The organism is Amycolatopsis sp. cmx-11-51 (assembly GCF_047608665.1).
Taxonomy (GTDB): Bacteria; Actinomycetota; Actinomycetes; order Mycobacteriales; family Pseudonocardiaceae; genus Amycolatopsis.
On the sequence record NZ_JADNQO010000001.1, the window covers coordinates 343,569 to 368,871 of the forward strand.

The following is a 25,303-nucleotide window of genomic DNA, read 5'->3' on the forward strand; positions in this document are numbered from 1 at the left end:
TGCGGTAGTTCGTACTACGTACTTCCGCAACTAGAGGACTAATCGCGATCCGGCTGTCGGTCGACCAGGCCGAAGGGCCCCATCACCCCACACCGGCCCGCGACCCCGACACGCCACCTCGTGAGCGACCACAGGTCGCGTTCAGCGGGCTAACCGCGATCAGGAGGGGCGCACGGTCTCCAGGACCAAAGGCGTCACCGCAGGGGCCTCCGAGGAGACCGCGTAGGCGTCGATGAGCGCAGCGAGCGCCGAAGGGACGGCATCCGGGGTGTCGGTGTGCAGCTCCAGCAACGGCTGCCCGGCCGCCACCTCGTCGCCCGGCTTCGCCAGGCACAGCACGCCCGCCGCGGCCTGCACCGGATCCTCCTTGCGCGCCCGCCCGGCCCCGAGCCGCCAGGCGGCGACCCCGACCGAATACGCGTCCAGAGACGACAACACGCCATCCGACGGCGCCTCGACGACATGGACGTGCCGAGGCCGCGGCAGAGCGGCCTCCGGATCCCCGCCCTGAGCGGCGATCATCCGGCACCACGTCTCGTACGCCCGGCCCGACGCGAGCACCGAAGCCGGGTCCACATCGGACAGACCCGCCAGCGCCAGCATCTCCCGCGCGAGCGCCACGGTCAGTTCGACGACGTCGGCCGGACCACCACCCCGCAGGACCTCGACCGACTCCGCGACCTCGATCGCGTTCCCGACGGCGTACCCGAGCGGGACGTTCATGTCCGTGATCAGCGCCGTCGTCGCGACACCGTGCGCGGTCCCGATCTCCACCAGGGTCCGCGCGAGTTCCCGGGCCTGCGGAAGCGTCTTCATGAACGCGCCCGAGCCGGTCTTCACGTCGAGGACCAGACCGGCCGAGCCCTCGGCGATCTTCTTGCTCATGATCGAGCTCGCGATCAGCGGGATCGACTCCACCGTCGACGTCACATCCCGCAGCGCGTACAGCTTCTTGTCCGCGGGAGCCAGCCCGGAGGTCGCCGCGCAGACCACCGCGCCGACCTCGTCGAGCTGCCGGATGATCTCCGACGTCGTCAAAGCGGCACGCCAGCCCCGAATCGACTCCAGTTTGTCCAGCGTCCCGCCGGTGTGCCCGAGCCCGCGCCCGGACAGCTGCGGCACGGCCGCACCGCACGCCGCCACGAGCGGCGCCAGTGGAAGCGTGATCTTGTCGCCGACACCGCCCGTCGAGTGCTTGTCGATCGTCGGACGGCTGACCTTCAGGTCCAGCCGCTCCCCCGACTCGATCATCGCGCCGGTCCAGCGCGCGATCTCACCGGAGTCCATCCCGCGCAGGAAGATGGCCATCGCGAGCGCGGCCATCTGTTCCTCGGCGATGTCGCCGCGTGTGTACGCGTCGATGGTCCAGTCGATCTGCTCGTCGGTGAGCCGGCCGCCGTCCCGCTTCGCCCGGATGACGTCGACGGCGGCGAAAGCGCTCACTTGTTCTCCGGCAGGTCGTCGGGGCCGAACGCGTCCGGTAGCACCGCGGACATCGGCAGGATGCCGCTGGGGGTGTCCACCAGGCACTCAGCGCCGCCGTGCTCGAACAGGATCTGGCGGCAGCGCCCGCACGGCATCAGCAGATCACCGGCACCGCTGCGGCAGGCGACGGCGACGAGTTTGCCGCCGCCGGTCAGCCGCAGCTGTCCCGCCATCGTGCATTCCGCGCACATTCCCAAGCCGTACGAAGCGTTTTCGACGTTGCAGCCGACGACGACCCGGCCGTCGTCGACGACACCGGCGACGCCGACGTGCAGCCCTGAGTAGGGCGCGTACGCCGACTTCGCCGCTTCAACAGCTTGAGCCCGCAGCGCTTCCCAAGCGAAGTCCGTCATGTCAGTCCCCGCCTCGCCGGTAGAGTGCGCCGTCCGCCTTGGGCGGCCGCAGCCGCTGCGAAGCCACCGCCAGCACGATCAGCGTCACGAAGTGCGCGGTGTACGGGATGAGGTCGCTGGGCAGGTCGTCGTTGGTCCAGTAGATCGCGTACAGCAGACCCGCGCCGGCGACACCGAGCGCGGAAGCGATCCACTGGCGGCGGAACAACTGCACGACCACGAGCACGGCAAGCAGGATCACCGCGCCGTACAGCAGCGCGAGCACCGCGGTCCCGCCGCCGGCGAGCTGGAGCCCGTCCGCGTAACCGAACAGCGCCGCGCCGCCGAGCAGGCCGCCCGGCCGCCAGTTGCCGAAGATCATCGCCGCGAGGCCGATGTACCCGCGGTTGTTGGTCTGGTTCTCCAGGTAGTCCGCCCCACCGGTGAGCAGCACGAGCGACGCGCCACCCATCCCGGCCAGCCCGCCGGAGATGATCATGGCGACGTACTTGTGCGCGTACACGTTGACGCCGAGGGACTCGGCCGCGACCGGGTTCTCACCGCAGGACCGCAGCCGCAGGCCGAATCGCGTCCGCCACAGCACGAAGTAGCTGATCGGGACGAGCGCGATCGCGATCATCGTCAGCGGCGCGACCTCGGTGATCAGCCCGTTGACGACCCCGGCGAGGTCGGAGAGGAAGACGCGCTGCATCTTCTCCAGATCCGAAAGCCAGTCCGAGAGGAACGTCGCCGAGTAGGTGTCGAACTTCGGGACCGGCGGCGACTGGCGCGGGTTCCCCGAAAGCGGGGTGAACACCAGGTTCGCGAGGTACTTCGCGACGCCGAGACCGAGCAGGTTGATCGCCACACCGGAGACGATGTGATTGACGTTGAAGGTCACCGTCGCGACGGCATGCAGCAGACCACCGAGCGTGCCGAACACGACCGCCGCGAGCAGCCCGGCCCAGACACCGCCGTAGAAGGCGCCCCAAGCGGCACCCCAGGTGCCGAGGATCATCATGCCTTCGAGGCCGATGTTGATCACGCCCGCGCGTTCGGCCCAAAGGCCGCCGAGCGCGCACAGCAGGATCGGCAACGCCAGCCGCAGCGCGGTGTGCGCGGTGTTGGTCGAAGTCAGTGTGTTGACGCCGGTGGCGTACGAAGCGGCCGAGAGCACGCCGATCGCCAGCAGACCCCAAATGGCGCCCTTGGCCCAACCCGGGATACGGCGCTTCGGCCGTTTCACCGGCATGGTGGTCCCGCCCGAGTTGGGCGAAAGAACGTCCGCGGTGGTCACACCGCACCTCCCTCGGACACGCTGGAACCCTTACCCGCCAGCGCGCGACCGACACGTCGCTGTTCGGCGGCCAGGTCCGCGCGGCGCACGATCTCGTACGCGATGACGACCGACAGCACGATCACGCCCTGCATGATCACCGCGATCTCTTTGGACACGTTGATCTGCTCGAGCGAAACGGCGGACCGGTCGAGGAACGCCCACAGCAGGGCGCCCAGCGCGATCCCGGCCGGGTGGTTACGGCCGAGCAGGGCGACCGCGATACCGGTGAAGCCGTACATCTGGGTCGAAGTGATGCCGTAGGTGAAGTCGCGGCCGAGCAGTTCCGGCATCGCGATCAGACCGGCGATGCCACCGGAAAGCAGCATCGCGATCAACGTCATCTTCTTGGCGTTCACGCCACCCGCGGCGGCCGCCGTCGTCGATTCGCCGCTGGCCTTCAGCTCGAAACCGAACCGGGTCCGGTTGAGCATGAACCAGTAGGCGGCGCCGATCAGGATCGCGATGATCACGAACCCGAACAGCTCGCCGGAGCCGATCGGGATGCCGGGGATCCGGCCGGTTTCGGCGATCTCGCGGGTGGCGATGTTGTTGCCGGTCTGCACACCGAACTGGTCGGCGTTGACCAGGAACGCCACGATGCCACCGACGATCGCGTTCAGCATGATCGTCGAGATGACTTCGGAAACACCGCGGGTCACCTTCAGCACGGCCGGGATGGCCGCGTAGAGCATGCCGCTGGCCACCGCGACGACCAGGATCGCCAGCACGTGAATCACCGGCGGCAGCTTCAGCGCCCCGCCGATGATGGCGGTGACGATGGCGGCGAACCGGTACTGACCCTCGACCCCGATGTTGAAGAGGTTCATCTGGAAGCCGATGGCCACGGCGAGACCGGACAGGTAGTAGACCGTCGCGAGGTTGATCGTGTCGACCGCGGTCGAGCCCTTGAACAGCTGGCCGATCATCGTGCCGTACGCCTGAAGCGGGTCGGCGCCCGAGATGATCAGCGCGATCGCGGTCAGGATGACGGCGAAAACGATCGCGAGCAGAGGCGGCAGCAGCCTCGTGCGCCAAGAACTCACGGTGTGCCTCCCGCGGAATTGCGCGCGACCGCGATCATGTCACCAGGGCGCGGCTGATACTTCTTGCCTTCGTGATCGGGGAGTGCGCCCTGCCGCCGCGATAGCGGCGCCTGCCGGCGGGCGCGCGCTCCTCGATCACCAGGGGTGCCGCGAATCTCGAACCTACTCACGCTGCACCTTCTTCGTCTTCGGAAGCCCCGGTCATCGCGGAGCCCAGTTGCTGCGGGGTCACGGTCGCGGGGTCGGCCTCGCCGACCAGCCGCCCGCGGAGCATGACCCGGATGGTGTCGGAAAGCCCGATCAGCTCGTCGAGGTCGGCCGACACCAGCAGCACGGCCAGCCCCGCCGCCCGTGCCCGGCTGATCTGTTCCCAGATCAGTGCCTGCGCGCCGACGTCGACACCGCGCGTCGGATGCGACGCGATCAGCAGCACCGGGTTCCCGGAAAGCTCACGGCCGACGATCAGCTTCTGCTGGTTACCGCCCGAAAGCGCGGCGGCCGGGACGTCGATGCCCGGTGTGCGAACGTCGTACTGCTCGACGATGCGGCGGGTGTCCTGGCGTGCGCCGGGGATGTCGAGAAGCTGGCCTTTCGCGACCGGGTTCCGCGTCTGGTAGCCGAGGATCCGGTTGACCCACAACGGCTGGGTGAGCAGGAGGCTGTGCCGCGTGCGGTCTTCGGCGATGTAGCCGATGCCCGCCTCGCGGCGGGCGAGCGTCCCCAGTTTGTGCAGTTCGACGGCCTTGCCGTCGGTGCCGACGAGTTCGATCCGGCCGCCGCCCTTGCGCATGCCCATGATCGTTTCGACGAGTTCGGTCTGGCCGTTTCCTTCGACACCGGCGATACCGAGCACCTCACCCGCGTGCACGGTGAAGGAGATGTGGTCGAGGACGTTCCGCTCGGAACCCTCGACGTTCAGGCAGACGTCGTCCAGGCGCAGCACGGGCCGGTCGGTCACAGTGGACTCGCGGGTCTCGGGGCTGGGCAGTTCCGAACCGACCATCATCTCGGCCAGCTGGCGCGAGGTGATCGCCTTCGGATCTGCCGTGCCGACGGTGGTGCCGCGGCGGATCACGGTGACCGTGTCGGCGATCGCGCGCACCTCGTCGAGCTTGTGGGAGATGAAGAGGAAGGTGAAGCCTTCGGCCTGCATGCCGCGGACCGTCTCGAACAGCGCGTCGACCTCCTGAGGCACGAGCACCGCCGTCGGCTCGTCCAGGATGATGATCCGTGCGCCGCGATAAAGCACTTTCACGATCTCCACGCGCTGGCGATCGGCGACGCCGAGTTCTTCGAGCAGCGTGTCCGGGCGGACGCGCAGGCCGACCTGCTCGGCCAGTTTCCCGAGCTTCGCCTTGGCGGCGCGGCCGATGCCGTGCAGCCCCTCGGCGCCGAGGAAGACGTTCTCCCCGACGGTCAGGTTGTCGGCCAGCATGAAGTGCTGGTGGACCATCCCGATACCGGCCCTCATGGCGTCCTGCGGGTTGCGCAGTCTCACCGGTGAACCGTTGATCGCGATGCCGCCCTCGTCCGGCTGCTGCATGCCGTAGAGGATCTTCATCAGGGTGGACTTGCCGGCGCCGTTCTCGCCGCAGACGGCGTGTACCTCGCCCTTGGCGACGGTGAGGTTGACGTCGGAGTTGGCCACCACACCCGGGAATCGTTTGGTGATCCCGGTCAGCTGCACGGCCGGTTCACCCCGGTCGGGGGCGTCGGTGACCTCGGCCTGGGGAGCGCTCATGAAAAGCCATCCAGTTCTGGGAGACAAACAGGTGGGGCTCGGAAGGGGTTACCCTCCCGAGCCCCGCTGCGAGACGAACCTTACTTCTGCGGCTTGTCCGAGACGGTGATCGCCCCGGAGACGATCTGCGCCTTGTAGCCGTCGAGGACGTCCTTGATGTCGTCGATCTTGCCGCCGGAGGTGGCGTAGCCGACGCCGTCGACCTTGAGGTCGAAGCGCTTCGGCAGCGACGTCAGGTCACCCTTGGCCAGTGCGCGCAGGTAGTCGAACACCGCCACGTCGACGCGCTTGAGCATCGAGGTGACGATGACGTCCTTCGACGCCTCGACCGTCTTCTGGTTGTACTGGTCGGAGTCGACGCCGATGGCGAGCGCGTTGCCGGTCTTCGCGGCCTCGAAAACGCCCTTACCGGAGGCGCCGGCGGCGTGGTAGACCACGTCCGCGCCCTTGGAGATCTGCGCCGCGGCCTTCACGTTGCCCTTCGCCGGGTCCTGGAACCCGGAGAAGTCACCGGCCGGGGTGAGGTACTCGTCCTCGATGACGGCCTTGGCTGAAGCGGCCTTCACACCCTGCAGGAAGCCGGCCTCGAACTTCTGGATCAGCGGCGTGTTGACGCCACCGACGAAGCCGACGTGACACTTCTTCGACTTGTAGGCGGCGGCGACACCGGCCAGGAACGAGCCCTGCTCCTCGGCGAAGACCAGCGGGGTGACGTTCGGGGCCTTGACGGAGTCGTCGTCGACGATCGCGAACTGGGTGTTCGGGTACTTCGGCGCGATGGCGCCGACGGCCTTGGCGTAGGCGAAGCCGACCGCGATGATCGGGCTGAAGCCCTGCGCGGCGAGCTGGTCGAGACGCTGCGACTTCGCGGCCTCGTCTTCGGACGTCGCCGCGGTGCTCTCGCTGACCGTGGCCACGCCGAGTTCGGCCTTCGCCTTGTCGGTGCCGGCGGCGGCGGAGTCGTTGAACGACGCGTCGCCACGACCGCCGACGTCGAAGGCCAGCGCGACCTTGAGCTTGCTGCCGTCGACCTTCTCACCGCTCTGGGTGCTGCTCGAAGCGGCGGGCGCGGCAGGCGGCTTCGGCGCGGTCACGCAGCCGGCGGCCTGGTCCCCCGTGCTCGCGTTGTTGTTGTTCCCCGCTCCGGAATCCTTCGCGCACCCGGCCAGTGCGAGTGCACCGGCCATGGTGACGGCGGCCAGCGCGGTTCCACGCATGCGACGCAACGTGTGTCTCCCTCCCCGCTGATCCAGCGGATGGTCCGAAGAAACGACCCGGCGACAGTGCCGGGTTCGACCGAGAGACGGTACCTAACGGCCGCTTAGCCGCCATAGGAAAGGCACGCTACGTAACACAAACGTTTACTCATGAGTCGTACGCGCGACGAACAAAGTACTTAGGGTGATCGCAATGGGGTAGTCGCATGAGGCCCCCTTCCCTCGTTTGAGCCGGGTGAAGAGGGCCTTCACGCGCTGTTCAGGGCCAATCCGCAGGTGGTCAGGCCGCCCTGGTCACGTCGGCCGTCTTCGCCACCGTCGGTGAGCACGCACTCCTGCCTCAGACGAGTGCCGCGCGCCGAAGGGGGCTGAAGGGGACTTTCCCCGCATGCGATGCGGGGAAAGCGCTCTTCGCCGCGTGAGATGAGGGGAAGGTCCCCTTCAGCCCCCTTCGGTGAGCAGGCGCCCGGGCTCTCACACGAGCTGGAAGGACTTCAGCCCGCGGATGTTCTGATGGCAGTTCGTCAGGCCGGACGAGTTCAGGCTGCGGTAGACGCCCCCTTTCGGCCGCAGGTAGTGCACGTCCCGCCACAGATCCGCGGCCTTCCGGACGTCGGCGACGGTCTTGGCACCGTCCTTGAGCACGCAACGCAGGTAGCCGCGGTGCGAAGCCTTGAACTCCCAGGACACGTCGATCCACTTGTTCTGCAGCGGCACGGAGTCGGCGAGGTCGGCCTCCGCCCCCGAGTCACCGTCGATGGTCAGCACCCCTTTGCCGCCCTTCTGGCGCGGCGTGAGGGTCCACTGCGGAGGGCCGACGTCGGGAACCTTCATCTGGAACAGGTGGGTGAACGCCGTCGTCGCGGTCAGCTCGGTGGGCCAGAAGGCCTGGTACGACATCCGCCAGGTCTGGTCCCGCAGGATCTTGTACGTCGTGTCGCCGTCACGCATCCCTTTCGCCTCGTTGCGCTGCCGGTCTGTCGATGTGTCGACATCCCGTGTGTGCATGTCGAAGCGCCAGTGGTCGCCGTGGGGGTAGATGTGCTTGACGCCGGGATGCGATCCGGCGCGGTCGTCCTCCAGGCCTTCGAACACGCGCAGACCGTCCTTCGCCGGGTCCGGGCTCCATCGCGGTGTCCAGGTGGCCGCGTGCGCCGTCCCGGTACCGAGCGCGGCCGCGCCGAGCACCCCCGCGCCCAGGATGAGCGCCTTCCGGCGGTCGAGGTTCTCCATGGCTACTTTCCCTTCTCGAGAGTGACCGCGAAGACGTGCGGTCTTGGGGTGGCGGCGGAACACGCTGGTGGAAGATCGCGAGCTTCACGGACTGGATCCCGGCCCGTGCGTGCAGTTGATTCGTGGTGGCGGCCTCGCTCTCGCCGGACGCCGCCGTCGCACGCCATCCGGTGAGCCGCTGGGAACGTCGGCCGATCCATCCACATAGGACACCTTCAGCGGTGTCGGCGGCGCCGAGCAGATGGAGGGCGGCGTACTTCCCGGCGGGCACCGGGATCGTCGCGCCGACGACGTTGTCCGGCGTGCCCTCGCTGCCGTTGGCGAACAGGAATTCCGGCACCGTCGTCGGTGATCCGCCCGGCCCGGCGCACCCGGTACGCCGTCGCGTTCTGCCCGCCGGCGACGAGCGGCTGGACGACCACGGTGGTGTCGCCCCTGGCTGCTCGCGGACGATGCGCGGCTCACCGCGAAAGTGAGACCGAAGCCTCGTTCTCCCGCGCTCGGTGCGACGTCCACCAAGAACAGATCGCGCGAGCTGTGCACGAACGCGCGGGTGTCTTTGCCGGTGGTCACGGTCCCGGTGAGCTCGGCGTTCCAGAGGTCGAGTCGCAGCCAGGCGCAGGTAAGTTCACCCACCGGTGTGAGCAGGACCCTCCCGATCGGGAGTCGCGCGACACCCCATTCGTTGCCGTTGCCCAGGAACGGCCGTTCCCAGCGCGGATCCTGTCCGGCGAGGAACCGAGACCAGTCCGCGCCGGCGCTCCTCCGGTGGCATCCGCCGAGCAGATCGCGGCGTGGGGAACCAGCGGGCTGGCCCATAGTCACCCCATCGTGAACTCGGCTGAGTGGTCGGATGTATGACCGGAGTGAACGTAAGATATGACCTATACCTCGTCAGCGAATTACAGGATTGTCACCTCATTCGGCCGAGCCCGACGGATCCCCTCCGGGTGTATCACTGAGAGAGATCTGATGTTCGGTGGCCTGAGCACTTGAGACCGGAGCGGATGCGACAAACCGGGGCGGATCCGACGGGGTCACCCGCGACGGGGCGTGATGTCTGGTCCATCACACAGACGAACCCGGAGGTGAGCCCACCGTGAGGAGCGGGTCTAGCATCCTTTTATCCACGCTCGATGACCATGATCTCGGCACCGTCGCCGGAGCCGTCCCCAGGTGGGCGTCCCGGCGGCAGGCGCGGAAACCAGCGGTCAGCGGGCCCAAGCCATGACGTTGGAGGCCGTTCACCGATGTCCACCACGGCTAGCACCGCCACCGAGGCGGCCTCGAGCGCCTCCACGGGTGCCTCACGCCGGCAAGGGACTTTCTACCGGGGCGACCCCGGTATGTGGTCCTGGGTGCTCCACCGCATCACCGGCGTGCTGACATTCTTCTTCCTCTTCGTGCACGTGCTCGACACCGCGCTCGTGCGCGTGTCACCCGACACGTACAACGAGGTCATCGAGACCTACAAGACCCCGCTGGTCAACCTCCTCGAAGTCGGCCTCGTCGGCGCGGTGCTGTTCCACGCGCTCAACGGCATCCGGGTCATGCTGGTCGACTTCTGGGAAAAGGGACCGAAGTTCCAGAAGCCGATGCTCTGGACGATCCTGGCCATCTGGGTCGTGGTGATGATTCCCGGTGCCTTCTTCATGATGAAGCGCACCGTCGAGGTTATGTTCGGGGGGCACTGACCATGGCTGAACTCGCACTCGAGCGCCCGCGCGCACCGAAGCGCGCCGCCGCCCGCCGCAGCAACTTCGAGCTCTACAGCTGGCTGTTCATGCGCATCTCGGGCCTCGCCCTGATCGTGCTGGTGCTCGGCCACCTGTTCATCATGAACATCCTCGACGGTGGCGTGCACCGCATCAACTGGGGCTTCGTCGCCGGCCGCTGGGCTTCGCCGTTCTGGCAGTTCTGGGACCTGTCGATGCTGTGGCTCGCCGAGATCCACGGTGGCAACGGGCTGCGCACGATCATCGACGACTACGCCCGCAAGGACAGCACCCGGTTCTGGCTGAAGATCGTCCTCTACGTCTCGATGGTGTTGATCCTCGCCGTCGGCACGATGGTGATCTTCACCTTCGACCCGGGTATCTCGGCCAACTGACGCCCACCACACGTTAAGCGGAGTCCTCAATGCAGTTCCACAAGTACGACGTGGTGATCGTCGGCGCCGGAGGCGCCGGCATGCGCGCGGCCATCGAATCCGGCCAGCGCACGCGCACCGCGGTCCTCACGAAGCTCTACCCCACGCGTTCGCACACCGGCGCGGCGCAGGGCGGCATGTGCGCCGCGCTCGCGAACGTCGAAGAGGACAACTGGGAGTGGCACACCTTCGACACGATCAAGGGCGGCGACTACCTGGTCGACCAGGACGCCGCCGAGATCATGGCGAAGGAAGCCATCGACGCGGTCCTCGACCTCGAGAAGATGGGCCTGCCCTTCAACCGGACACCCGAAGGCAAGATCGACCAGCGCCGCTTCGGCGGGCACACCCGCGACCACGGCAAGGCCGCGGTGCGCCGCGCCTGCTACGCCGCGGACCGCACCGGGCACATGATCCTGCAGACGCTGTACCAGAACTGCGTCAAGCACGGAACCGAGTTCTACAACGAGTTCTACGTGCTCGACCTGGTGCTGACCCCGGACGAGAACGGCAACCCGGTCGCCTCCGGCGTCGTCGCCTACGAGCTGGCCACCGGCGAGCTGCACGTCTTCCAGGCGAAGTCGATCGTGTTCGCCACCGGTGGCGCGGGCAAGATCTTCAAGACGACGTCGAACGCGCACACCCTCACCGGCGACGGCCTCGGCATCATCTTCCGCAAGGGCTTGCCGCTGGAGGACATGGAGTTCTTCCAGTTCCACCCGACAGGTCTGGCCGGGCTCGGCATCCTCATCTCCGAGGCCGTGCGCGGTGAGGGCGGCATCCTCCGCAACGCCGACGGCGAGCGGTTCATGGAGCGCTACGCCCCCACCATCAAGGACCTCGCGCCGCGCGACATCGTCGCCCGGTCGATGGTGCAGGAAGTGCTGCAGGGCCGCGGTTGCGGACCGAACAAGGATTACGTCGTCCTCGACGTCACGCACATCCCGGAAGAGACGCTGAACGCGAAACTCCCGGACATCATGGAGTTCTCCCGGACGTACCTGGGTGTCGACCCGGTCACCGAGCCGGTGCCGGTGTTCCCGACCTGTCACTACGTGATGGGCGGAATCCCGACGAACATCCACGGCGAAGCGTTGCGGGACAACGAGAACGTCATTCCTGGCCTGTACGCCGCGGGCGAGGTCGCGTGTGTTTCGGTGCACGGCTCGAACCGGCTCGGCACCAACTCGCTGCTCGACATCAACGTCTTCGGCCGCCGTGCCGGCATCGCCGCCGCCGAGTACGCGCTGGCGCACGACTTCGTCGAACTGCCGGAGAACCCGACCACCATCGTGGAAGAGCAGCTTTCGGGCCTGCTTTCGGAGCACGGTGACGAGCGCGTCGCCGACATCCGCACCGAACTGCAGAAGACGATGGACTCGCACGCTTCGGTGTACCGCACCGAGGACACGCTGAAGCAGGCGCTGACCGACGTGCAGGCGCTGAAGGACCGGTACGAGCGGATCACCGTGTCGGACAAGGGGAAGCGGTACAACACCGACGTACTCGAGGCCGTCGAACTCGGCTTCCTGCTCGAACTCGCCGAGGTTCTCGTCGTCGGCGCCCTGGCGCGCAAGGAATCCCGCGGCGGACACGCGCGCGAGGACTACCCGAACCGCGACGACACGAACTTCATGCGGCACACCATGGCCTACAAGCAGGGTTCTGGTCTCGCCTCCGATATCCGACTGGACTACAAGCCGGTGACCTTCACCCGCTACGAACCGATGGAGCGGAAGTACTGATGACCACGGCCACCCCCGAGAAGTCGGAGGCCGTGTCCTCCGACCACACGCCGATCACCGTCACGCTGAAGATCCTGCGGTTCAACCCCGAGGTCGACACCGAGCCGCACTGGGAGTCCTACGACGTCCCGGCGCAGCGCACCGACCGGCTGCTGAACCTGCTCTTCTACGTGAAGGACTACATCGACGGGACGTTCTCGTTCCGTCGCTCGTGCGCACACGGCGTCTGCGGTTCCGACGCGATGCAGATCAACGGCATCAACCGCTTGGCGTGCAAGGTCCTGATGAAGGACCTGCTGGAGACCAGTGGCAAGAAGACCACCATCACCATCGCGCCGATCAAGGGCCTGACGACGCTCAAGGACCTTTACGTCGACATGGACCCGTTCTTCGAGGCCTACCGTGCGGTGAAGCCGTACCTGATCGCCTACGGGAACGAGCCCACGCGCGAGCGGATCCAGTCGCAGGCCGACCGCGACCGGTTCGACGACACGACCAAGTGCATCCTGTGCGCCTGCTGCACCTCCTCGTGCCCGGTGTACTGGAACGACGGCTCGTACTTCGGCCCGGCCGCGATCGTCAACGCGCACCGGTTCATCTTCGACTCGCGTGACGAAGGCGCCGAAGAGCGTCTCGACATCCTGAACGACTCCGAAGGCGTCTGGCGCTGCCGGACGACCTTCAACTGCACCGACGCCTGCCCGCGCGGGATCCAGGTGACCAAAGCCATCCAGGAAGTCAAGCGCGCTCTGCTCTTCAAGCGCGTCTAACCCTTCTGCGGCTCGCGGCTCCAGCGGCTGTCCGTGAAGGCCTCCTTGAGAGACCCAGGGTCCCTCAAGGAGGCCTTCACGGACTTCAGGGGAGTTATCCACAAGGGGTGGGTTATCCACAGGTCGGCGAAAGGTGTCTGGTGATCGCGGTGCCGGCAGGCCCACGCTGTGCTCATGAACAAGCGCGGCAGATGGGCTGAGCACCCCGAACTGCTCCAGGAACGAAGCCGGCACGGCGTCATCAAGGCCACGGCCTTGGAATCGCTCGAAATGGGCAGCAAGGTCATTTACCGAAGATGCCTACCCGGCGGCCCATGGCAACGGCTGCTTCCAGGGATCATTCTTCTCCACAACACTGCTCCCACGTCTCTGGAACGTGTGACGGGAGCTTTGCTCCACGCAGGGCCGCGGGCGGTCGTGACCGGAGTGGAAGCCTGCCGCCGGCACGGCCTACGCCCACGCGAGCTACCTCCGGACGAAGACATTCACGTCCTCATCCCCCACGAACACAAAATCCGCAGCGCTGAATTCGTGACCGTCGAGCGAACCCATCGCCTACCGGAACCGCGAATCCGCGACAGCATCCCCTTGGCGCCACTCGTTCGGGCGACCACGGACACCTGCCGACGCCTGCGGACGGCCGAACCTGTCGGCCGTCTCCTCGTCGAGTCGATCCAGCGCGGCCGGTGCTCGCCCGAAGCTCTCGCCCACGAGTTGGACATCGGTTCCAAACGAGGCACAGCAGTCCCCCGTAGGATTCTCGCCGAGTGGAAGGACCTCTGCTCCGTGGCGGAGGCACGGGCGAAGATACTCAGTCGTAGTCTCATGGTCCGGCCGAGCCATTGGAATCCCGAGATCCGTGACAGCCATGGCGGCTACATCGGGCGTCCCGATGCCTGGTGGGACGAGGTGGCGCTCGCGTGGGAGATCGACTCCTTCGACTTCCATTTCTACCGCGACGATTACAAGCGCACGGTTCTGCGGAACACCCGCTACGCCACCGCCGGGATCACTGTCGTGCAGACACTTCCTTCTCAGCTCCTGACGGATCCAGCGGGTGTAGTGGCTGAACTGAATGCGGCCCACCTTGCCGCGTCCTTACGCCCACGCCCTCCCGTCAACCTGGTCTCGCGAGCCGCTTGACGGTCCGTGAAGGCCTCCTTAAGGGACCCTGGGTCTCTCAAGGAGGCCTTCACGGACCACCCAACTCCACGCCTACTCCAGGATCCGCGCCAGCGCGGCCGAGGTACACCGAACGCAGTGCCCGCGCCTCGGGCGTGATGAACCAGCCCGGCCGATCCGGAGCGCCAGGGAAGTCCTCCGCACGCGGGACGTAGGTCAAATCCGGGTTGAAGTCTCGATTGACGTCGAAGCCGGGACGCTTCCGGTAGTCGTCGCCCTGGATGACGTCGCTGAGGTAGTTCCAGGCCGGCGGCCGGTCCTTGAGTCGCGGGAACTTCCGCTGCACTTCGGCCCACGACAGGTCGTTGCCGCGCCGGTCGAGTTCGGCGCCGTCCGGGTTCAGTTTCGGGACGGCGACGAAGGTGACGGTCTTCCGCAGCCGCTCGGCGTCCCGCGACTCCGATGTGCCGAGGTAGTCGAGAATCCGCAGCAGCGCGTCGGTACCCGTCTTCTCGTTGCCGTGGATCTCGCTGGACACGACGAAGACCTTCGGCCCGGTCCCGACGGTCGCTTGGTGGATCACCCGGCCGCGGTGGGAGCGCCCGACCTCTTCGACCGCCAGCCGCCCCTTGCTCACCCGCTCGAGCCTGCCGAGTTCGCGGACCATCTCGCGGTAATCGGTGAACTCGTTGATGGGCAGCTCTCGCGGTTCCTCACTGCAAGCCTGGACAGGCGCCGCCACCGCCGCGGGCGCGCTGACGAGCGGGACCACCACCAGGCCCACCATCACGGGAACCAACCGACCGAACACGGACATCGTGAACTCCCCACTGTCGAAGGTGTGCACAACGTAGCGAGGACGCCGTCGAAAGGGCCAGGAAAACGAAACGGGGCCGGCCCACGAAACGTGGACCGGCCCCGTGACAGCCGAACTACTTCACCGCGTCCAGAGCGTTGACGCGGCCGTGGCCGTAGTACGAGTTGTCCTTCGCCGGGCCTTCACAGACCGGCGCGGCGGTGCCGCAAGCGACCGTGTCGGCCTGGTGCTCCAGCAGCCAGGTCAGCAGCTGCGGCGGAGCGTGGCGGTAGCGGGAGGCGAGCAGCGCGGCGACACCGGCGGCGTGCGGGGACGCCATCGAGGTACCGCACTTGGTGCCGTAGGCGCCGTTGAAGATCGTTGACAGCGGGCAACCGGCGCCCTGGCCGGTCGGCGGCAGCTGGGCGCGGTCGCCGCCGGGAGCGGTGACCGAAACGTCGTTACCGTAGTTGCTGTACGACGACTTCGAGCCCGCGTAGCCGATGGCTGAGACGTTGACGACGCCGTCGATGGCCTTGGGCAGGATGCCGCAGCTCTCGTCGACCGGGTGCGGCCGGTTCGGGTCGACGGTCTGCTTGTCCGGGTCGAAACCGCTGTTGCCGGCGGCGGCGACGTTCAGCACGCCACGGCCGGTCGAGTGGACCACCGCGCGGCGGACGGCCTCGTACGCGGCCGCGTCACCCGGCTCCTTCGAGCAGTAGAACATGCCCGGGTCGATGTAGTAGCTGTTGTTCGTGACCGGGAAACGGTGCTTCGCGGCCCACATGAACCCGCACACGGCGGCTTCGGGAAGGATCATGCCGTCGTCGTTGACGACCTTGACCGACGCCAGCTTGACGCCGGGCGCGACGCCGGTGAAGCCGCGCGCGGCGTCCTTGCCCGCGATCGTGCCGGCGACGTGCGTGCCGTGGTCGGAGTTCGTCGGCGCCCAGGAGGCGGGCGTGGTGTCGGGCGCGCCCGTGTTGCAGCCGGCGGACACCTTCGGGTCCAGTGCGTTCTTCAGCGCGGGGTGGGTGGGCTCGATACCCGAGTCCAGCACGCCGACGGTCACCGAACGGCTGCCACCGGAGACCTTGTTCGCCTCGGGAGCCTGGATCGCCCGCATGTCCCACTGCTGGGCCGACAGGTCCTCGTCGACGGCGACGCTGGTGGTCTCTTCGCTTTCCTTGGTGTCGACCACGGCGGATCGGGTCGACCGGGACGAGGCCGCGGGCGGGAACGCCACGTCCCGGCCGCCCGAGTAGGCACGGTAGACGCCGATCTTCGCCTGGAAGTCGGCGTTGCGCGAGGTCGCCACCGCGACCCCGATCTCCGGGTAGTACGCCACCTTCTCGCCGCACTTCGCGCGCAGCTCGATGTCGACCTTGCGCTCCGGGGTACGCGGGTCGTAAAGCACCACGTAAGTGAACGGCGCGCTCGCGGTGTCGCACTGCGGCGCGGGCGCGGCGCTCGCCGACGGGGCCGCGAACACACTTCCCGCCGCCGCCGCGGCGAGCGCGGGGACGAGCAGGCGTCTGATCCGGGACATTCAACCTCCATGATTCGGTGGAGTGAACGTTAGGGAGCCAGAGCCGGACTCGCCACCGTCAAAAGGACGACAAACCCCATCGATCAGGCGTCAGCCTTTTCCGTGTCCCGTGACTTGGCGCCACGAAGCGTGCGCAGACCGATCAGGCCGATGATGGTGCCGAGCACGAACGAGACGACCGTCAGCACCGCGTGCACGATGAAGTAGGCGGTGGGCGAGCCGTCGGCGGCCCAGGCGCGATCGCTGTCCCAGAGGTTCTTGGCGAACGTGATCCAGATGATCCACGACCACACGCCGAAACCCAGCAGGAACATCGAAGTACCTCGCGAAATGCGCATGCCCCTGAGTATGAACCGAGCCCGGCGACGCTACATTGCTCGGGTGCACAGCGCTATCTCCCGGTCGCTCATGGTCCTCGTTTCCGGTGTGCTCGCCCTCGCGGTGACGCCGGTGGCCACAGCCGCTCCGAAGCCACCAGCCCAGGCGCAGCCGTGCGCGAACAAGACGACGCCTCCCGCGCCGATCGACACCTCCGAGAAGCCGCGCCCCGGCGAGGTCGCGCCAGAGCCGTTGCCGGTCCCGCCGGTGCCGGTGGGCGGCGAACGGATGGCCGAATGCGGGCTCGTGCTCCCGAAGCGCGCGCTGAACCCGCCCGAGGGGTCCACCGCCGCGTCCTGGGTGCTGCAGGACCTCGAAACCGGCGACATCATCGCGGCGAAGGATCCGCACGCCCGTCAGCGGCCGGCGTCGCTGATCAAGACCCTGCTCGGGCTGGTCGTGGTCACCGAACTGCCGCCGGGCAAGGTCATCACCCCGACCAAGGAGGACGCCGAGCAGGAGTGCACCTGTGTCGGCATCGTCGCCGGTGGCCAGTACACAGTGGACCAACTGCTGCACGGGCTGCTGATGCACTCCGGCAACGACGCGGCTCACGCGCTCTCCACCGTGCTCGGCGGCGTCGACGCCGCGGTCACCAAGATGAACGCTTTGGCCGCCCGCGTCGGCGCCACGGACACGCGGGCCGCGACACCGTCCGGGCTCGACGGGCCGGGGATGTCGACCTCGGCCTACGACATGAGCCTGATCTTCCACCACGCGATGAAGCAGCCGGAATTCGCGCGGGTGGTCAAGACCAAGAGCTTCGAAATCCCGCCCACCGGCGGAAAACCGGTCATCACGATCTACAACGACAACAGGCTCCTCGGCGTCTATCCCGGGTTCCTCGGCGGAAAGACCGGCTTCACCGACGACTCGCGCCACACCTACGTCGGCGGCGCGCTCCAGAACGGCCACCGGGTCGCGGTCGTGATGCTTCGCGCCGAGCAGCGCCCGACGCGGGTCACCGAGCAGGCCGCGAAGCTCCTTGATTACGGCATCGCGTTGCGAGAAGCGAAGGCGGAATCGGTCGGGCGGATCGACTACAAACCGGCGGAAACCGTGGAGCCGGGCCCGGCCAAGGCCGCGCCGAACGCCGACGGTACGTCGAACAGTGGCGCCGCCGCCGCGGCCGAAGACCCGTTCGGGACGGTTGGCTGGATCATCACGCTGATCGTCTTCCTGATCATCGTGGCCTGTTTCGTCATCGGTCACCAGCGCAAGAAAGCGATGGCAGACCACTAGGCAAGCCCGGAACCGCGAACCGGCCGACAGTGGCGGCTCCGGCCGCTACTCTGCTGTCTCCGCTTGCGAACCGTTCGGGGGACGGCCGCGGATGTCGTCCGCAAGAGCCGCAGCCGGCCGGTAGTCAGGATTTTCGGCGGCCGAACCAGCCCAACAGCGCACCGGTCGCGAAAGCTCCGCCGACGGCCGCGGTGCCCAGCCCTTGCTGAACGGTCACCCTCGGGTGAATGGACACGGGGGCAGGCGGCTCGATGACCGTCGACATGTTCTCCTTCGCCGTCGCGGTCCACGCGGTGACGAACAGCAGGAAGCGCGAAACGAGATTCGCGAAGACGAGCAGACCGATCACCGGTCCGAACAACGTGAACGCTGGTGATTTCGTGACGCTACCGAGGTAAAGGGTCGCGCCCTGCTGGAGCACGATGAACCCGACAGCGGCGAAGATCGCGCCCTTGACCGCGCTGCGCAGCGCGACGTGCTCACGAGGCAGCCTCGCGATGACCCAGAGGAACACCAGCGTGTTCGCGAGCAGGCCGAGCAGGATCGTCGCGACCTTGAGCAGCAACACCGCCCAGCTCTGGTTTTCCAAGCCGACGAGTTCGAGTAGGAACCGCCCGATCCCGCTGCCCGCGGCGGTGAGGCCGAACGAGATCACCAGCGCGAGGCCCAGCCCGACCAGTGACAACAGGTCCTTGATGGTCGTCGAAACCAGCGGCAGCTGCTGCTTTTCCTGGCCCCATTGGGCGGTCAGCGCGTCGCGCAGGTTCGTCATCCAGCCGACGCCGGAGTACAGCGCGAGCACCAGGCCGAACACCCCGATGCCGCCGCCGGACTTCAGTGCCGCGCCGACGATGCCGCCGACCAGGTCGCGCAGGCCGTCGGGCACCGACTTGTTGATGCCGTCGGTGATCTGGTTGAGCACCGTCTGATCGCCGGCGACCACCATCCCGATGACCGCGAAGGCGACCATCAGGATCGGGATCACCGAAAGCACGCTGAAGTAGGTGATGGCCGCGGCGTAGTGGTTGCCGTAGCGCTCGGTGAAGGCGTCGTTCGCCCGGATGAGGTGATCGAGCCAGCCGTATTTCCGCCTCAAGCGCGGTATCAGCTTGTCCTCGTCCGGCTTCGCGCCGTCATCTTTCGCCACCTGTCGACGCTAACCACGTCTACCGCGGCTCGCAGCGCGAATCAGCCCGCCGGGGGAAGGAAACCGATGTTCTCGTAGACGTTCCGCAAAGTCACCGAGGCGACTTCCCGTGCCCGCTGCGCGCCGAGGGCCAGCGCCTTGTCGAGCTCGGCGACGTCATCCAAATAGGACTGGACGCGCTCCTGCACCGGGGTGACCCAGTCGACGAACGCCTCGGCGACGCCCTTCTTCAGATCGCCGTAACCCTTGCCCTCAAAGGTGGTTTCGAGTTCGGCGACCGGCTGGTCGGTCAGCGCGGAGAGGATCGTCAGCAGGTTGGAGACACCCGGTTTGTTCTCGGTGTCGAAGACGATCTCGCGGCCGGTGTCGGTGACCGCCGAGCGAACCTTCTTCGCCGACTTCTTCGGGTCTTCGAGCAGTTCGATGAGGCCGTTGCCGGTCGACGAGGACTTGCTCATCTTCGCGGTCGGTTCCTGCAGGTCGTAGATCTTCGCCGTGTCCTTGACGATATGCGGCTCCGGCACCGTGAACGTCTTGCCATAGCGGTTGTTGAACCGCTGCGCGAGGTTGCGCGTCAGCTCCAGGTGCTGCCGCTGGTCCTCGCCGACGGGGACCTCGTTCGCCTGGTACAGCAGGATGTCCGCGGCCTGCAGGACCGGGTAGGTGAACAGGCCGACGCTGGCGCGATCCGTGCCCTGCTTCGCGGCCTTGTCCTTGAACTGCGTCATCCGGCTCGCCTCGCCGAACCCCGTCTGGCACTCCAGCACCCAGCCCAGCTGGGCGTGCTCGGGCACCTGGCTCTGGACGAACAGCGCGCTGCGGGCCGGGTCGACGCCGAGCGCGAGCAACTGCGCGGCCGAGCGGCGCGTGCGGTCCCGCAGCACCTTCGGGTCCTGCTCGACGGTGATCGCGTGCAGGTCGACGACCATGTAGAAGGTGTCGTGGGTGTCCTGCAGCCGCACCCATTGCCGCAGCGCACCCAGGTAGTTGCCAAGGTGGAACGAGTCGGCGGTCGGCTGGATCCCGGAGAGCACCCGCGGGCGCTTCAGTTCGTCGGACACGCCCGGATTCTGTCAGGCCACGCCGTGGCGGGTCATCCGAGGTGGCCCCGGCCGAAAGATGTAAACGGTTAACCGCCACATACTTCCGACGGTTCTGGGCGCGGTGTCCGGTTCCTAGCGTTCATGGCACCGGATCTTCCGGCCACACCGAAGGAGAACCCAGATGAAGGCACGATCCCTACTGATGGGCATGGCCATGGCGGCCGCGGCCGTCTTCTCGCTTTCCGGCGTCGCGGCGGCGGCCGAGCCCACCGGAGGCGTCCAGCCGAACATCGTCGGCGGCGGCAACGCGACCCAGGTCTACTCGTTCATGGCGTCCCAGCAGTCGAGCGGCGGCGGGCACCAATGTGGTGGCTCACTGATCAGCTCGACCTGGGTGGTCACCGCGAAGCACTGTGGCACGCCGTACCAGGTGCGCGTCGGCACCACGAACCGCACCAGCGGCGGCACCGTTGCCCGCGTGGCCCAGCGGATCGCCCACCCGAGCGCCGACCTGGCGCTGCTGCGCCTCTCGACGGCGGTGTCGCAGGCGCCGGTCACGATCGCCGACACGTCCGGGGCCGTCGGCACCGCGACGCGGATCATCGGCTGGGGCCAGACCTGCGCCCCGCAGGGCGCCTGTGGTGCCCCGATCACCCTGCAGGAACTGAACACCTCGATCGTCGCCGACAACCGCTGTCTCGGGATCAGCGGCGCGAGCGAGATCTGCACCAACAACCCCGGTGGGAACAAGGGCGCCTGCTACGGCGACTCGGGCGGCCCGCAGGTCAAGCAGGTCAACGGTGTCTGGCAGCTGGTCGGCGCCACCAGCCGCGCCGGGAACAACAGCAGCACCTGTGCGACCGGGCCGTCGATCTACGTGGACGTCCCCTACTTCCGCAACTGGATCCGCACCAACTCCGGAGTCTGATCCGGCCCCCGCGTCGCCCCACCGTCCCCTGGGGCGACGCGGTCCCAGCCTGTTCAGCAAGGAACCGGGTGGAAGTTCGAAGAGCCGCTCCAGCAGCGCGACCGCCTTCAGGGAGTCGCACCGCTCGGGGCGGCTTCTTCCGGTCCGCCAGTAGCTCAAGGTCGCGACACTGACCCGCACGCCCTGCTGGGCGAGCCGGTGCCGGATCCGGTCGAGTCCGAGACCGCTGTCGGTGATCGCCCGGTCCAAAGCACGCGGGAAGGGATCACCGGGCCGGCTGCGACGCCGCGTCACCGTCATGGACCTGAGCGTGGCGATCAGCGGGCGGCTAAACAATCCGGGCCGGACTAGGTGTCCCTACCCAAGAAATCCGACACGTCACGTTTCGCGGGCTAAGTGCGATCTGCCCGGTCCCGCCGCCGACCCGCGTTTAGCGGGCAAACTGCGATCCGGCGCCCAGGGACACCCTCGCGAGCGATGTCGACTTCAGCGGGCAAACTGCGATCCGACCGGGCCGGCGCCAGGGCGACTTCAGCGGGCAAACCGCGATCCCTGGGGCGGGTCGCGTTTAGCGGGCTAAACGCGATCTGGGGAGGGAAGGCGCAGGTCAGGGGAGCCGCGGGCGGGTGAGGGCGTCGCCCTTGGCGAGCACCGCCTCTGCCATCGCGGCGACGTCCGGGGCGGCGGGCTGGATCGGGGTGGCGACAGCGGGGCCGCCCGCGACGACGCGGGCCTTCCGGCGCTGACGCAACACACCCAAGGCCATGCCGACGATGCCGAGCGCGACAGCGATCAGGCCGACCGGGCCCAAGAGACCGAACGCCATCTCCGAACGCGAAGTCGACTCCGCGGCCGAGGCCGGGCCGGCGCCCGCGACGAGCAGGGCGACCGGGATCGCGACGACCGCCGCGGCTCTGGCCGCGGGCAGGGCCGACCGCATCAGGAGATGAACTGGGTTCCGCACCGGAGTGCCTCCCGTGAGGTGACATTGCTGAACCGGAACGCTAACCCGAACGAGTGAGCATTTCCAGGTTGCTGGTCAAAAAACTACCGAGCGTGTCAAGACCTGTGGGTTCTGATCAACTCGACCCGAGAGTAGCCCCTCACAGGGGGGATCTTTCGAGCACCCCTCTTCTCAGAGTTGTCGTGGCCGGAAACGGTTTCTGACCGAACAGGACACGGGTTAGGCCATTCGGATGTCACCACAGAGCCGAACAGGCACGATCCGACTTTCCTCGGTTGGTTTCTTGTCCGCAATGGTCTATACCTATTGGCCATACCTTTAAAAGGTATAGACCAATATCCCTGCATGGTCCCCTCGTACGAAGGAGCCACCGATGTCTCTTCGACGTATTCTCGCGGCGGTCGCCGCCACCTTCGCCGCCACCACGGTCGCCGTGGTCGTCCCGGCCCAGTCCGCCTCCGCGGCGGACTGCGTGGCGCCGTGGAAGGCGAGTTCGGTCTACCGGGGCGGCAACACCGCCTCCCACAACGGGCACAACTGGTCCGCGAAGTGGTGGACGCAGAACGAAACACCCGGCTCGGCGCAGGTCTGGGCCGATCAGGGTGCCTGCGGTGGCGGCTCGCAGAACCCGTCCGATTTCGTGGTCAGCGAAGCCCAGTTCAATCAGATGTTCCCGAACAGGAACCCCTTCTACACCTACAACGGCCTGGTCACCGCCCTCAGCGCATACCCGGCCTTCGCAGGCACCGGCAGTGACATTGTCAAGAAGCAGGAAGCGGCGGCCTTCCTGGCGAACGTCAACCACGAGACCGGCGGCCTGGTCCACATCGTCGAGCAGAACCAGGCCAACTACCCGCACTACTGCGACACGAGCCAGTCTTACGGCTGCCCGGCGGGTAACGCCGCGTACTACGGTCGTGGCCCGATCCAGCTGAGCTGGAACTTCAACTACAAGGCCGCAGGCGACGCGCTGGGCCTGCCGCTGCTGACCAACCCGTGGCTGGTGCAGAACGACGCGGCAGTCGCCTGGAAGACCGGCATCTGGTACTGGATGACCCAGAACGGCCCTGGCACGATGACCCCGCACAACGCGATGGTCAACAGCCGCGGCTTCGGCGAGACCATCCGCAGCATCAACGGCAGTCTCGAGTGCAACGGCGGCAACCCCGGCCAGGTGCAGAGCCGCGTGAGCAAGTACAAGCAGTTCACCGGCATCCTCGGCGTCGACCCCGGGGGCAACCTGTCCTGCTGATCCGTCCAGGGGACTGAAGGGGCCCTTCGCCGCACTTGACGCGGCGAGGGCCCCTTCGTCATTCAAGAGCGCCGAGCAGTCGACGCAGTGAGGCGTCCAGAACGTCAAGGTCGTCACCGAGCGGCGACAGCAGCTTCGCAACATTCGCGGCGTGGTCGGTCATCGCGGCGTCGACGACTTCGAACCCGCGTTCGGTCAGCGTGACCCGAAAGCTGCGCCGGTCCTCCGGGTCGAGGGCGCGCTCGACCAGTCCCGCCGACTCGAGTCTGTCGATCCGGCTGGTCATCCCGGCCCTGGACATCATCAGCGTCGCGGACAGCTCGGACGGGATGAGCGTGTACGGCTTCCCTGACCGCCTGAGCGCCGCGAGAACGTCGAACTCCCCTTGCTTCAAGCCGTGTTTCGCGAACACGGCCTCCACCATCGGCGTCGTCAGCGTCACCACGCGGCCGAGGCGCCCGGCGACCCCGATCGCGGCCAAGTCCAGTTCCGGCCGCTCCTGCCGCCAAGCGCCGACCACCGCGTCGGTCGCGTCGGCGTTTTGCTCGTCATTCACCACGACATCCTATTCGACAGGAGATAGTTTGGCAGCTAACTATCAGCAGTGGAACTATCTTGAGCAGCCGATGCCGAGACCGTCGGCGCGGACGGCGCGGCGCCGCACTACCACACCGGCTCCTCCGAGATGTTCTTCGTACTCGGCGGAAAGCTGGAAGTCCTTGTGGGAGAGGAGATCGTCACCGTTTCCGAAGGCGACCTGCTCGTCGTCCCGCCACTGACCACCCACGCGTTCCGCGCGGCCGTCGGCTCTCCGGCGGATGTGCTGATCGTGTTCATTCCCGGCGCGGAACGGTTCGGCTACTTCCGCCTGCTGGAGAAGGTCGGCCATGGCAAGGCGACTGTTCAGGATCTCTTGGACAGCCAAGAAGAATTCGACAACCACTTCGTCGAGAGTCCAGTGTGGACGGAGACGGCGAAGGCTCGTCAGTAGCCGCGCGGCGGGTATCCCTGCGGTGGGTACTGGGGTGGCGGGTACTGCGGCGGATACGGCTGCTGCGGCGGATACCCGTACTGCGGCGGGGGCGGGTACTGCTGCGGATACCCGGGATTCTGCGGCGGATACGGCTGCGGCGGGTACTGGGGCTGCGGGTACTGGGGCTGTGGCGGGGGTGGCGCGGCAGGCTGCCCGCCACCGAGGTGGAACGGCAACAGCGGCACCAGTTGCGCGAGCCTGCCCAGCGTCGCGAGTATGTCGTCCGGTTTGATCCGGCCGAACGTCGGATTCTCGACGTAGACCAGTTCCGGCCCCACCAACGACCAGGTGTGCAGCTTCAACGACCGCATCGTGGCGGCGACCTGCGGCGTGAGTACCTGGATCGCGACGTTCGGATCCGTGTCGATCAGCTTGTACCAGCGGTTGAACTTCCGGTCCGCGGTGGCGGGCTCCGGGTATCGCTCGACGTCCCAGGCGGATTCGATGCTCGACACGATCTGGAAGTTCGGCATCGACGCGGGCAGGGTGACCACCCAGACCGAGTCGATCGAGAGCGTGTCGAGCTCGTTGACCTTCTTGTTGGTCCACCGCGTGTGGACGCTTGTGACCGTCGGACGGCGGTGGTAGTCGAAGACGCTGAACCGAAGCCCGTTGTACGCGCCGTTCAGCGCGCCGAACGCCATCCGCTTGTCGCCGCGCTGGTTGAACGGCAGCACCGTCCAGCGCTCCAGGAGGTTCGGTGCGTCCGGACTGAACTCCCACCCGTACTGACCGGACATCTGGTAGCGCTCGGCGTTCGTCGCCTCGACGCGCCGGGCCTCGTTCGTCTCCATG

24 protein-coding genes and 1 pseudogene are annotated in these 25,303 nt (G+C 67.2%); 10 read left to right on the forward strand and 15 right to left on the reverse strand.

Translation table 11 applies throughout. The annotated features are described in order from the left end of the window. Positions 1 to 159: 159 nt before the first annotated feature. From ACM6LU_RS01670 to ACM6LU_RS01700, 7 genes are all read right to left on the reverse strand, one after another. Positions 160 to 1,443, reverse strand: coding sequence for a thymidine phosphorylase (locus tag ACM6LU_RS01670; protein WP_414935791.1), 1,284 nt, complete (start codon positions 1,441 to 1,443; stop codon positions 160 to 162). After that, complete coding sequence (locus ACM6LU_RS01675; RefSeq protein WP_414935792.1) at positions 1,440 to 1,838, reverse strand: cytidine deaminase; 399 nt, start codon at positions 1,836 to 1,838, stop codon at positions 1,440 to 1,442. The genes ACM6LU_RS01670 and ACM6LU_RS01675 overlap by 4 nt, the downstream gene beginning before the upstream one ends. 1 nt (position 1,839) lies before the next feature. Continuing rightward, entirely contained in the window at positions 1,840 to 3,114 is a 1,275-nt protein-coding gene (locus ACM6LU_RS01680) for an ABC transporter permease (protein WP_414935793.1), read from the reverse strand. Continuing rightward, positions 3,111 to 4,199: an ABC transporter permease gene (locus ACM6LU_RS01685; protein ID WP_414935794.1), complete on the reverse strand. Its 1,089-nt coding sequence runs from the start codon at positions 4,197 to 4,199 to the stop codon at positions 3,111 to 3,113. The genes ACM6LU_RS01680 and ACM6LU_RS01685 overlap by 4 nt, the downstream gene beginning before the upstream one ends. A gap of 166 nt (positions 4,200 to 4,365) precedes the next feature. Then, entirely contained in the window at positions 4,366 to 5,940 is a 1,575-nt protein-coding gene (locus tag ACM6LU_RS01690; protein WP_414935795.1) for an ABC transporter ATP-binding protein, read from the reverse strand. 80 nt (positions 5,941 to 6,020) lie between these two features. Then, on the reverse strand, positions 6,021 to 7,157 hold the full coding sequence (locus tag ACM6LU_RS01695; RefSeq protein ID WP_414935796.1) for a BMP family lipoprotein: 1,137 nt from the start codon (positions 7,155 to 7,157) through the stop codon (positions 6,021 to 6,023). 474 nt (positions 7,158 to 7,631) lie between these two features. Next, complete coding sequence (locus ACM6LU_RS01700) at positions 7,632 to 8,390, reverse strand: Tat pathway signal sequence domain protein (protein ID WP_414935797.1); 759 nt, start codon at positions 8,388 to 8,390, stop codon at positions 7,632 to 7,634. 221 nt (positions 8,391 to 8,611) lie between these two features. On the opposite strand from ACM6LU_RS01700, the gene ACM6LU_RS01705 reads away from it, so the two are divergent. The 6 genes from ACM6LU_RS01705 to ACM6LU_RS01730 all read left to right on the forward strand — a co-directional run bounded on the left by ACM6LU_RS01705 (position 8,612) and on the right by ACM6LU_RS01730 (position 14,197). Next, positions 8,612 to 8,866, forward strand: a complete 255-nt coding sequence (locus tag ACM6LU_RS01705) for a hypothetical protein (RefSeq protein WP_414935798.1) — start codon at positions 8,612 to 8,614, stop codon at positions 8,864 to 8,866. Between the two features lie 774 nt (positions 8,867 to 9,640). Continuing rightward, positions 9,641 to 10,084: a succinate dehydrogenase, cytochrome b556 subunit gene (gene sdhC, locus ACM6LU_RS01710; RefSeq protein WP_414935799.1), complete on the forward strand. Its 444-nt coding sequence runs from the start codon at positions 9,641 to 9,643 to the stop codon at positions 10,082 to 10,084. 2 nt (positions 10,085 to 10,086) lie between these two features. After that, the gene (locus ACM6LU_RS01715; protein ID WP_005165555.1) at positions 10,087 to 10,500 is read left to right on the forward strand and encodes a succinate dehydrogenase hydrophobic membrane anchor subunit; all 414 of its coding nucleotides are present in this window, start codon (positions 10,087 to 10,089) and stop codon (positions 10,498 to 10,500) included. Between the two features lie 29 nt (positions 10,501 to 10,529). Next, positions 10,530 to 12,284: a succinate dehydrogenase flavoprotein subunit gene (gene sdhA, locus ACM6LU_RS01720; protein ID WP_414935800.1), complete on the forward strand. Its 1,755-nt coding sequence runs from the start codon at positions 10,530 to 10,532 to the stop codon at positions 12,282 to 12,284. Then, positions 12,284 to 13,054 carry a succinate dehydrogenase iron-sulfur subunit gene (locus ACM6LU_RS01725; protein WP_414935801.1) on the forward strand — a complete coding sequence of 257 codons (771 nt, stop codon included), beginning with the start codon at positions 12,284 to 12,286 and terminating at the stop codon, positions 13,052 to 13,054. Before sdhA ends, ACM6LU_RS01725 begins: the two co-directional genes overlap by 1 nt. Positions 13,055 to 13,228: 174 nt before the next feature. Beyond that, entirely contained in the window at positions 13,229 to 14,197 is a 969-nt protein-coding gene (locus ACM6LU_RS01730) for a hypothetical protein (protein WP_414935802.1), read from the forward strand. A gap of 49 nt (positions 14,198 to 14,246) precedes the next feature. Here the strand turns inward: ACM6LU_RS01730 and ACM6LU_RS01735 are convergent, their stop codons facing one another. The 3 genes from ACM6LU_RS01735 to ACM6LU_RS01745 form a co-directional block, all read right to left on the reverse strand. Next, the gene (locus tag ACM6LU_RS01735; RefSeq protein ID WP_414935803.1) at positions 14,247 to 14,993 is read right to left on the reverse strand and encodes a M14 family zinc carboxypeptidase; all 747 of its coding nucleotides are present in this window, start codon (positions 14,991 to 14,993) and stop codon (positions 14,247 to 14,249) included. A 115-nt stretch (positions 14,994 to 15,108) separates the two neighbouring features. Beyond that, the gene (locus ACM6LU_RS01740; protein WP_414935804.1) at positions 15,109 to 16,521 is read right to left on the reverse strand and encodes a S8 family peptidase; all 1,413 of its coding nucleotides are present in this window, start codon (positions 16,519 to 16,521) and stop codon (positions 15,109 to 15,111) included. 83 nt (positions 16,522 to 16,604) lie between these two features. Further along, positions 16,605 to 16,859: an SCO4848 family membrane protein gene (locus ACM6LU_RS01745; protein ID WP_414935805.1), complete on the reverse strand. Its 255-nt coding sequence runs from the start codon at positions 16,857 to 16,859 to the stop codon at positions 16,605 to 16,607. A 43-nt stretch (positions 16,860 to 16,902) separates the two neighbouring features. Here ACM6LU_RS01745 and ACM6LU_RS01750 point away from each other — a divergent pair, with 43 nt between their 5' ends. Further along, positions 16,903 to 18,141, forward strand: a complete 1,239-nt coding sequence (locus tag ACM6LU_RS01750; RefSeq protein ID WP_414935806.1) for a D-alanyl-D-alanine carboxypeptidase family protein — start codon at positions 16,903 to 16,905, stop codon at positions 18,139 to 18,141. A gap of 124 nt (positions 18,142 to 18,265) precedes the next feature. Here the strand turns inward: ACM6LU_RS01750 and ACM6LU_RS01755 are convergent, their stop codons facing one another. Continuing rightward, positions 18,266 to 19,288, reverse strand: coding sequence for a YhjD/YihY/BrkB family envelope integrity protein (locus ACM6LU_RS01755; protein ID WP_414935807.1), 1,023 nt, complete (start codon positions 19,286 to 19,288; stop codon positions 18,266 to 18,268). A gap of 41 nt (positions 19,289 to 19,329) precedes the next feature. Continuing rightward, positions 19,330 to 20,349, reverse strand: coding sequence for a tryptophan--tRNA ligase (trpS, locus tag ACM6LU_RS01760; protein WP_414935808.1), 1,020 nt, complete (start codon positions 20,347 to 20,349; stop codon positions 19,330 to 19,332). A 163-nt stretch (positions 20,350 to 20,512) separates the two neighbouring features. On the opposite strand from trpS, the gene ACM6LU_RS01765 reads away from it, so the two are divergent. Further along, complete coding sequence (locus ACM6LU_RS01765; RefSeq protein WP_414935809.1) at positions 20,513 to 21,259, forward strand: S1 family peptidase; 747 nt, start codon at positions 20,513 to 20,515, stop codon at positions 21,257 to 21,259. 607 nt (positions 21,260 to 21,866) lie between these two features. Here the strand turns inward: ACM6LU_RS01765 and ACM6LU_RS01770 are convergent. Further along, on the reverse strand, positions 21,867 to 22,199 hold the full coding sequence (locus tag ACM6LU_RS01770) for a hypothetical protein (RefSeq protein ID WP_414937056.1): 333 nt from the start codon (positions 22,197 to 22,199) through the stop codon (positions 21,867 to 21,869). Positions 22,200 to 22,596: 397 nt separating this feature from the next. Between ACM6LU_RS01770 and ACM6LU_RS01775 the strand changes: the two genes are divergently transcribed. Beyond that, on the forward strand, positions 22,597 to 23,475 hold the full coding sequence (locus tag ACM6LU_RS01775) for a glycoside hydrolase family 19 protein (RefSeq protein ID WP_414935810.1): 879 nt from the start codon (positions 22,597 to 22,599) through the stop codon (positions 23,473 to 23,475). A gap of 58 nt (positions 23,476 to 23,533) precedes the next feature. Here the strand turns inward: ACM6LU_RS01775 and ACM6LU_RS01780 are convergent, their stop codons facing one another. Then, complete coding sequence (locus ACM6LU_RS01780) at positions 23,534 to 24,031, reverse strand: MarR family winged helix-turn-helix transcriptional regulator (RefSeq protein WP_414935811.1); 498 nt, start codon at positions 24,029 to 24,031, stop codon at positions 23,534 to 23,536. Positions 24,032 to 24,127: 96 nt separating this feature from the next. Between ACM6LU_RS01780 and ACM6LU_RS01785 the strand changes: the two are divergent. After that, positions 24,128 to 24,466 (forward strand): annotated as a pseudogene (locus tag ACM6LU_RS01785) (cupin domain-containing protein); the annotation flags it as partial. Here the strand turns inward: ACM6LU_RS01785 and ACM6LU_RS01790 are convergent. After that, positions 24,460 to 25,302 (reverse strand): hypothetical protein, encoded by an 843-nt coding sequence (locus tag ACM6LU_RS01790; protein WP_414935812.1) that lies wholly within the window; start codon positions 25,300 to 25,302, stop codon positions 24,460 to 24,462. The pseudogene ACM6LU_RS01785 and the gene ACM6LU_RS01790 overlap by 7 nt on opposite strands. Position 25,303: the final 1 nt, after the last annotated feature.

What these genes read in the sequence shown, in the direction of transcription:
- ACM6LU_RS01745 (WP_414935805.1), bottom strand. Translation starts at nt 16,859, where the DNA reads ATGCGCATTTCGCGAGGTACTTCGATGTTCCTGCTGGGTTTCGGCGTG.
- ACM6LU_RS01790 (WP_414935812.1), bottom strand. Translation starts at nt 25,302, where the DNA reads ATGGAGACGAACGAGGCCCGGCGCGTCGAGGCGACGAACGCCGAGCGC.
- ACM6LU_RS01700 (WP_414935797.1), bottom strand. Translation starts at nt 8,390, where the DNA reads ATGGAGAACCTCGACCGCCGGAAGGCGCTCATCCTGGGCGCGGGGGTG.
- ACM6LU_RS01690 (WP_414935795.1), bottom strand. Translation starts at nt 5,940, where the DNA reads ATGAGCGCTCCCCAGGCCGAGGTCACCGACGCCCCCGACCGGGGTGAA.
- ACM6LU_RS01740 (WP_414935804.1), bottom strand. Translation starts at nt 16,521, where the DNA reads ATGTCCCGGATCAGACGCCTGCTCGTCCCCGCGCTCGCCGCGGCGGCG.
- ACM6LU_RS01715 (WP_005165555.1), top strand. Translation starts at nt 10,087, where the DNA reads ATGGCTGAACTCGCACTCGAGCGCCCGCGCGCACCGAAGCGCGCCGCC.
- sdhC (WP_414935799.1), top strand. Translation starts at nt 9,641, where the DNA reads ATGTCCACCACGGCTAGCACCGCCACCGAGGCGGCCTCGAGCGCCTCC.
- ACM6LU_RS01735 (WP_414935803.1), bottom strand. Translation starts at nt 14,993, where the DNA reads ATGTCCGTGTTCGGTCGGTTGGTTCCCGTGATGGTGGGCCTGGTGGTG.
- ACM6LU_RS01725 (WP_414935801.1), top strand. Translation starts at nt 12,284, where the DNA reads ATGACCACGGCCACCCCCGAGAAGTCGGAGGCCGTGTCCTCCGACCAC.
- ACM6LU_RS01730 (WP_414935802.1), top strand. Translation starts at nt 13,229, where the DNA reads ATGAACAAGCGCGGCAGATGGGCTGAGCACCCCGAACTGCTCCAGGAA.
- ACM6LU_RS01695 (WP_414935796.1), bottom strand. Translation starts at nt 7,157, where the DNA reads ATGCGTGGAACCGCGCTGGCCGCCGTCACCATGGCCGGTGCACTCGCA.
- ACM6LU_RS01770 (WP_414937056.1), bottom strand. Translation starts at nt 22,199, where the DNA reads ATGCGGTCGGCCCTGCCCGCGGCCAGAGCCGCGGCGGTCGTCGCGATC.
- sdhA (WP_414935800.1), top strand. Translation starts at nt 10,530, where the DNA reads ATGCAGTTCCACAAGTACGACGTGGTGATCGTCGGCGCCGGAGGCGCC.
- ACM6LU_RS01765 (WP_414935809.1), top strand. Translation starts at nt 20,513, where the DNA reads ATGAAGGCACGATCCCTACTGATGGGCATGGCCATGGCGGCCGCGGCC.
- ACM6LU_RS01675 (WP_414935792.1), bottom strand. Translation starts at nt 1,838, where the DNA reads ATGACGGACTTCGCTTGGGAAGCGCTGCGGGCTCAAGCTGTTGAAGCG.
- ACM6LU_RS01775 (WP_414935810.1), top strand. Translation starts at nt 22,597, where the DNA reads ATGTCTCTTCGACGTATTCTCGCGGCGGTCGCCGCCACCTTCGCCGCC.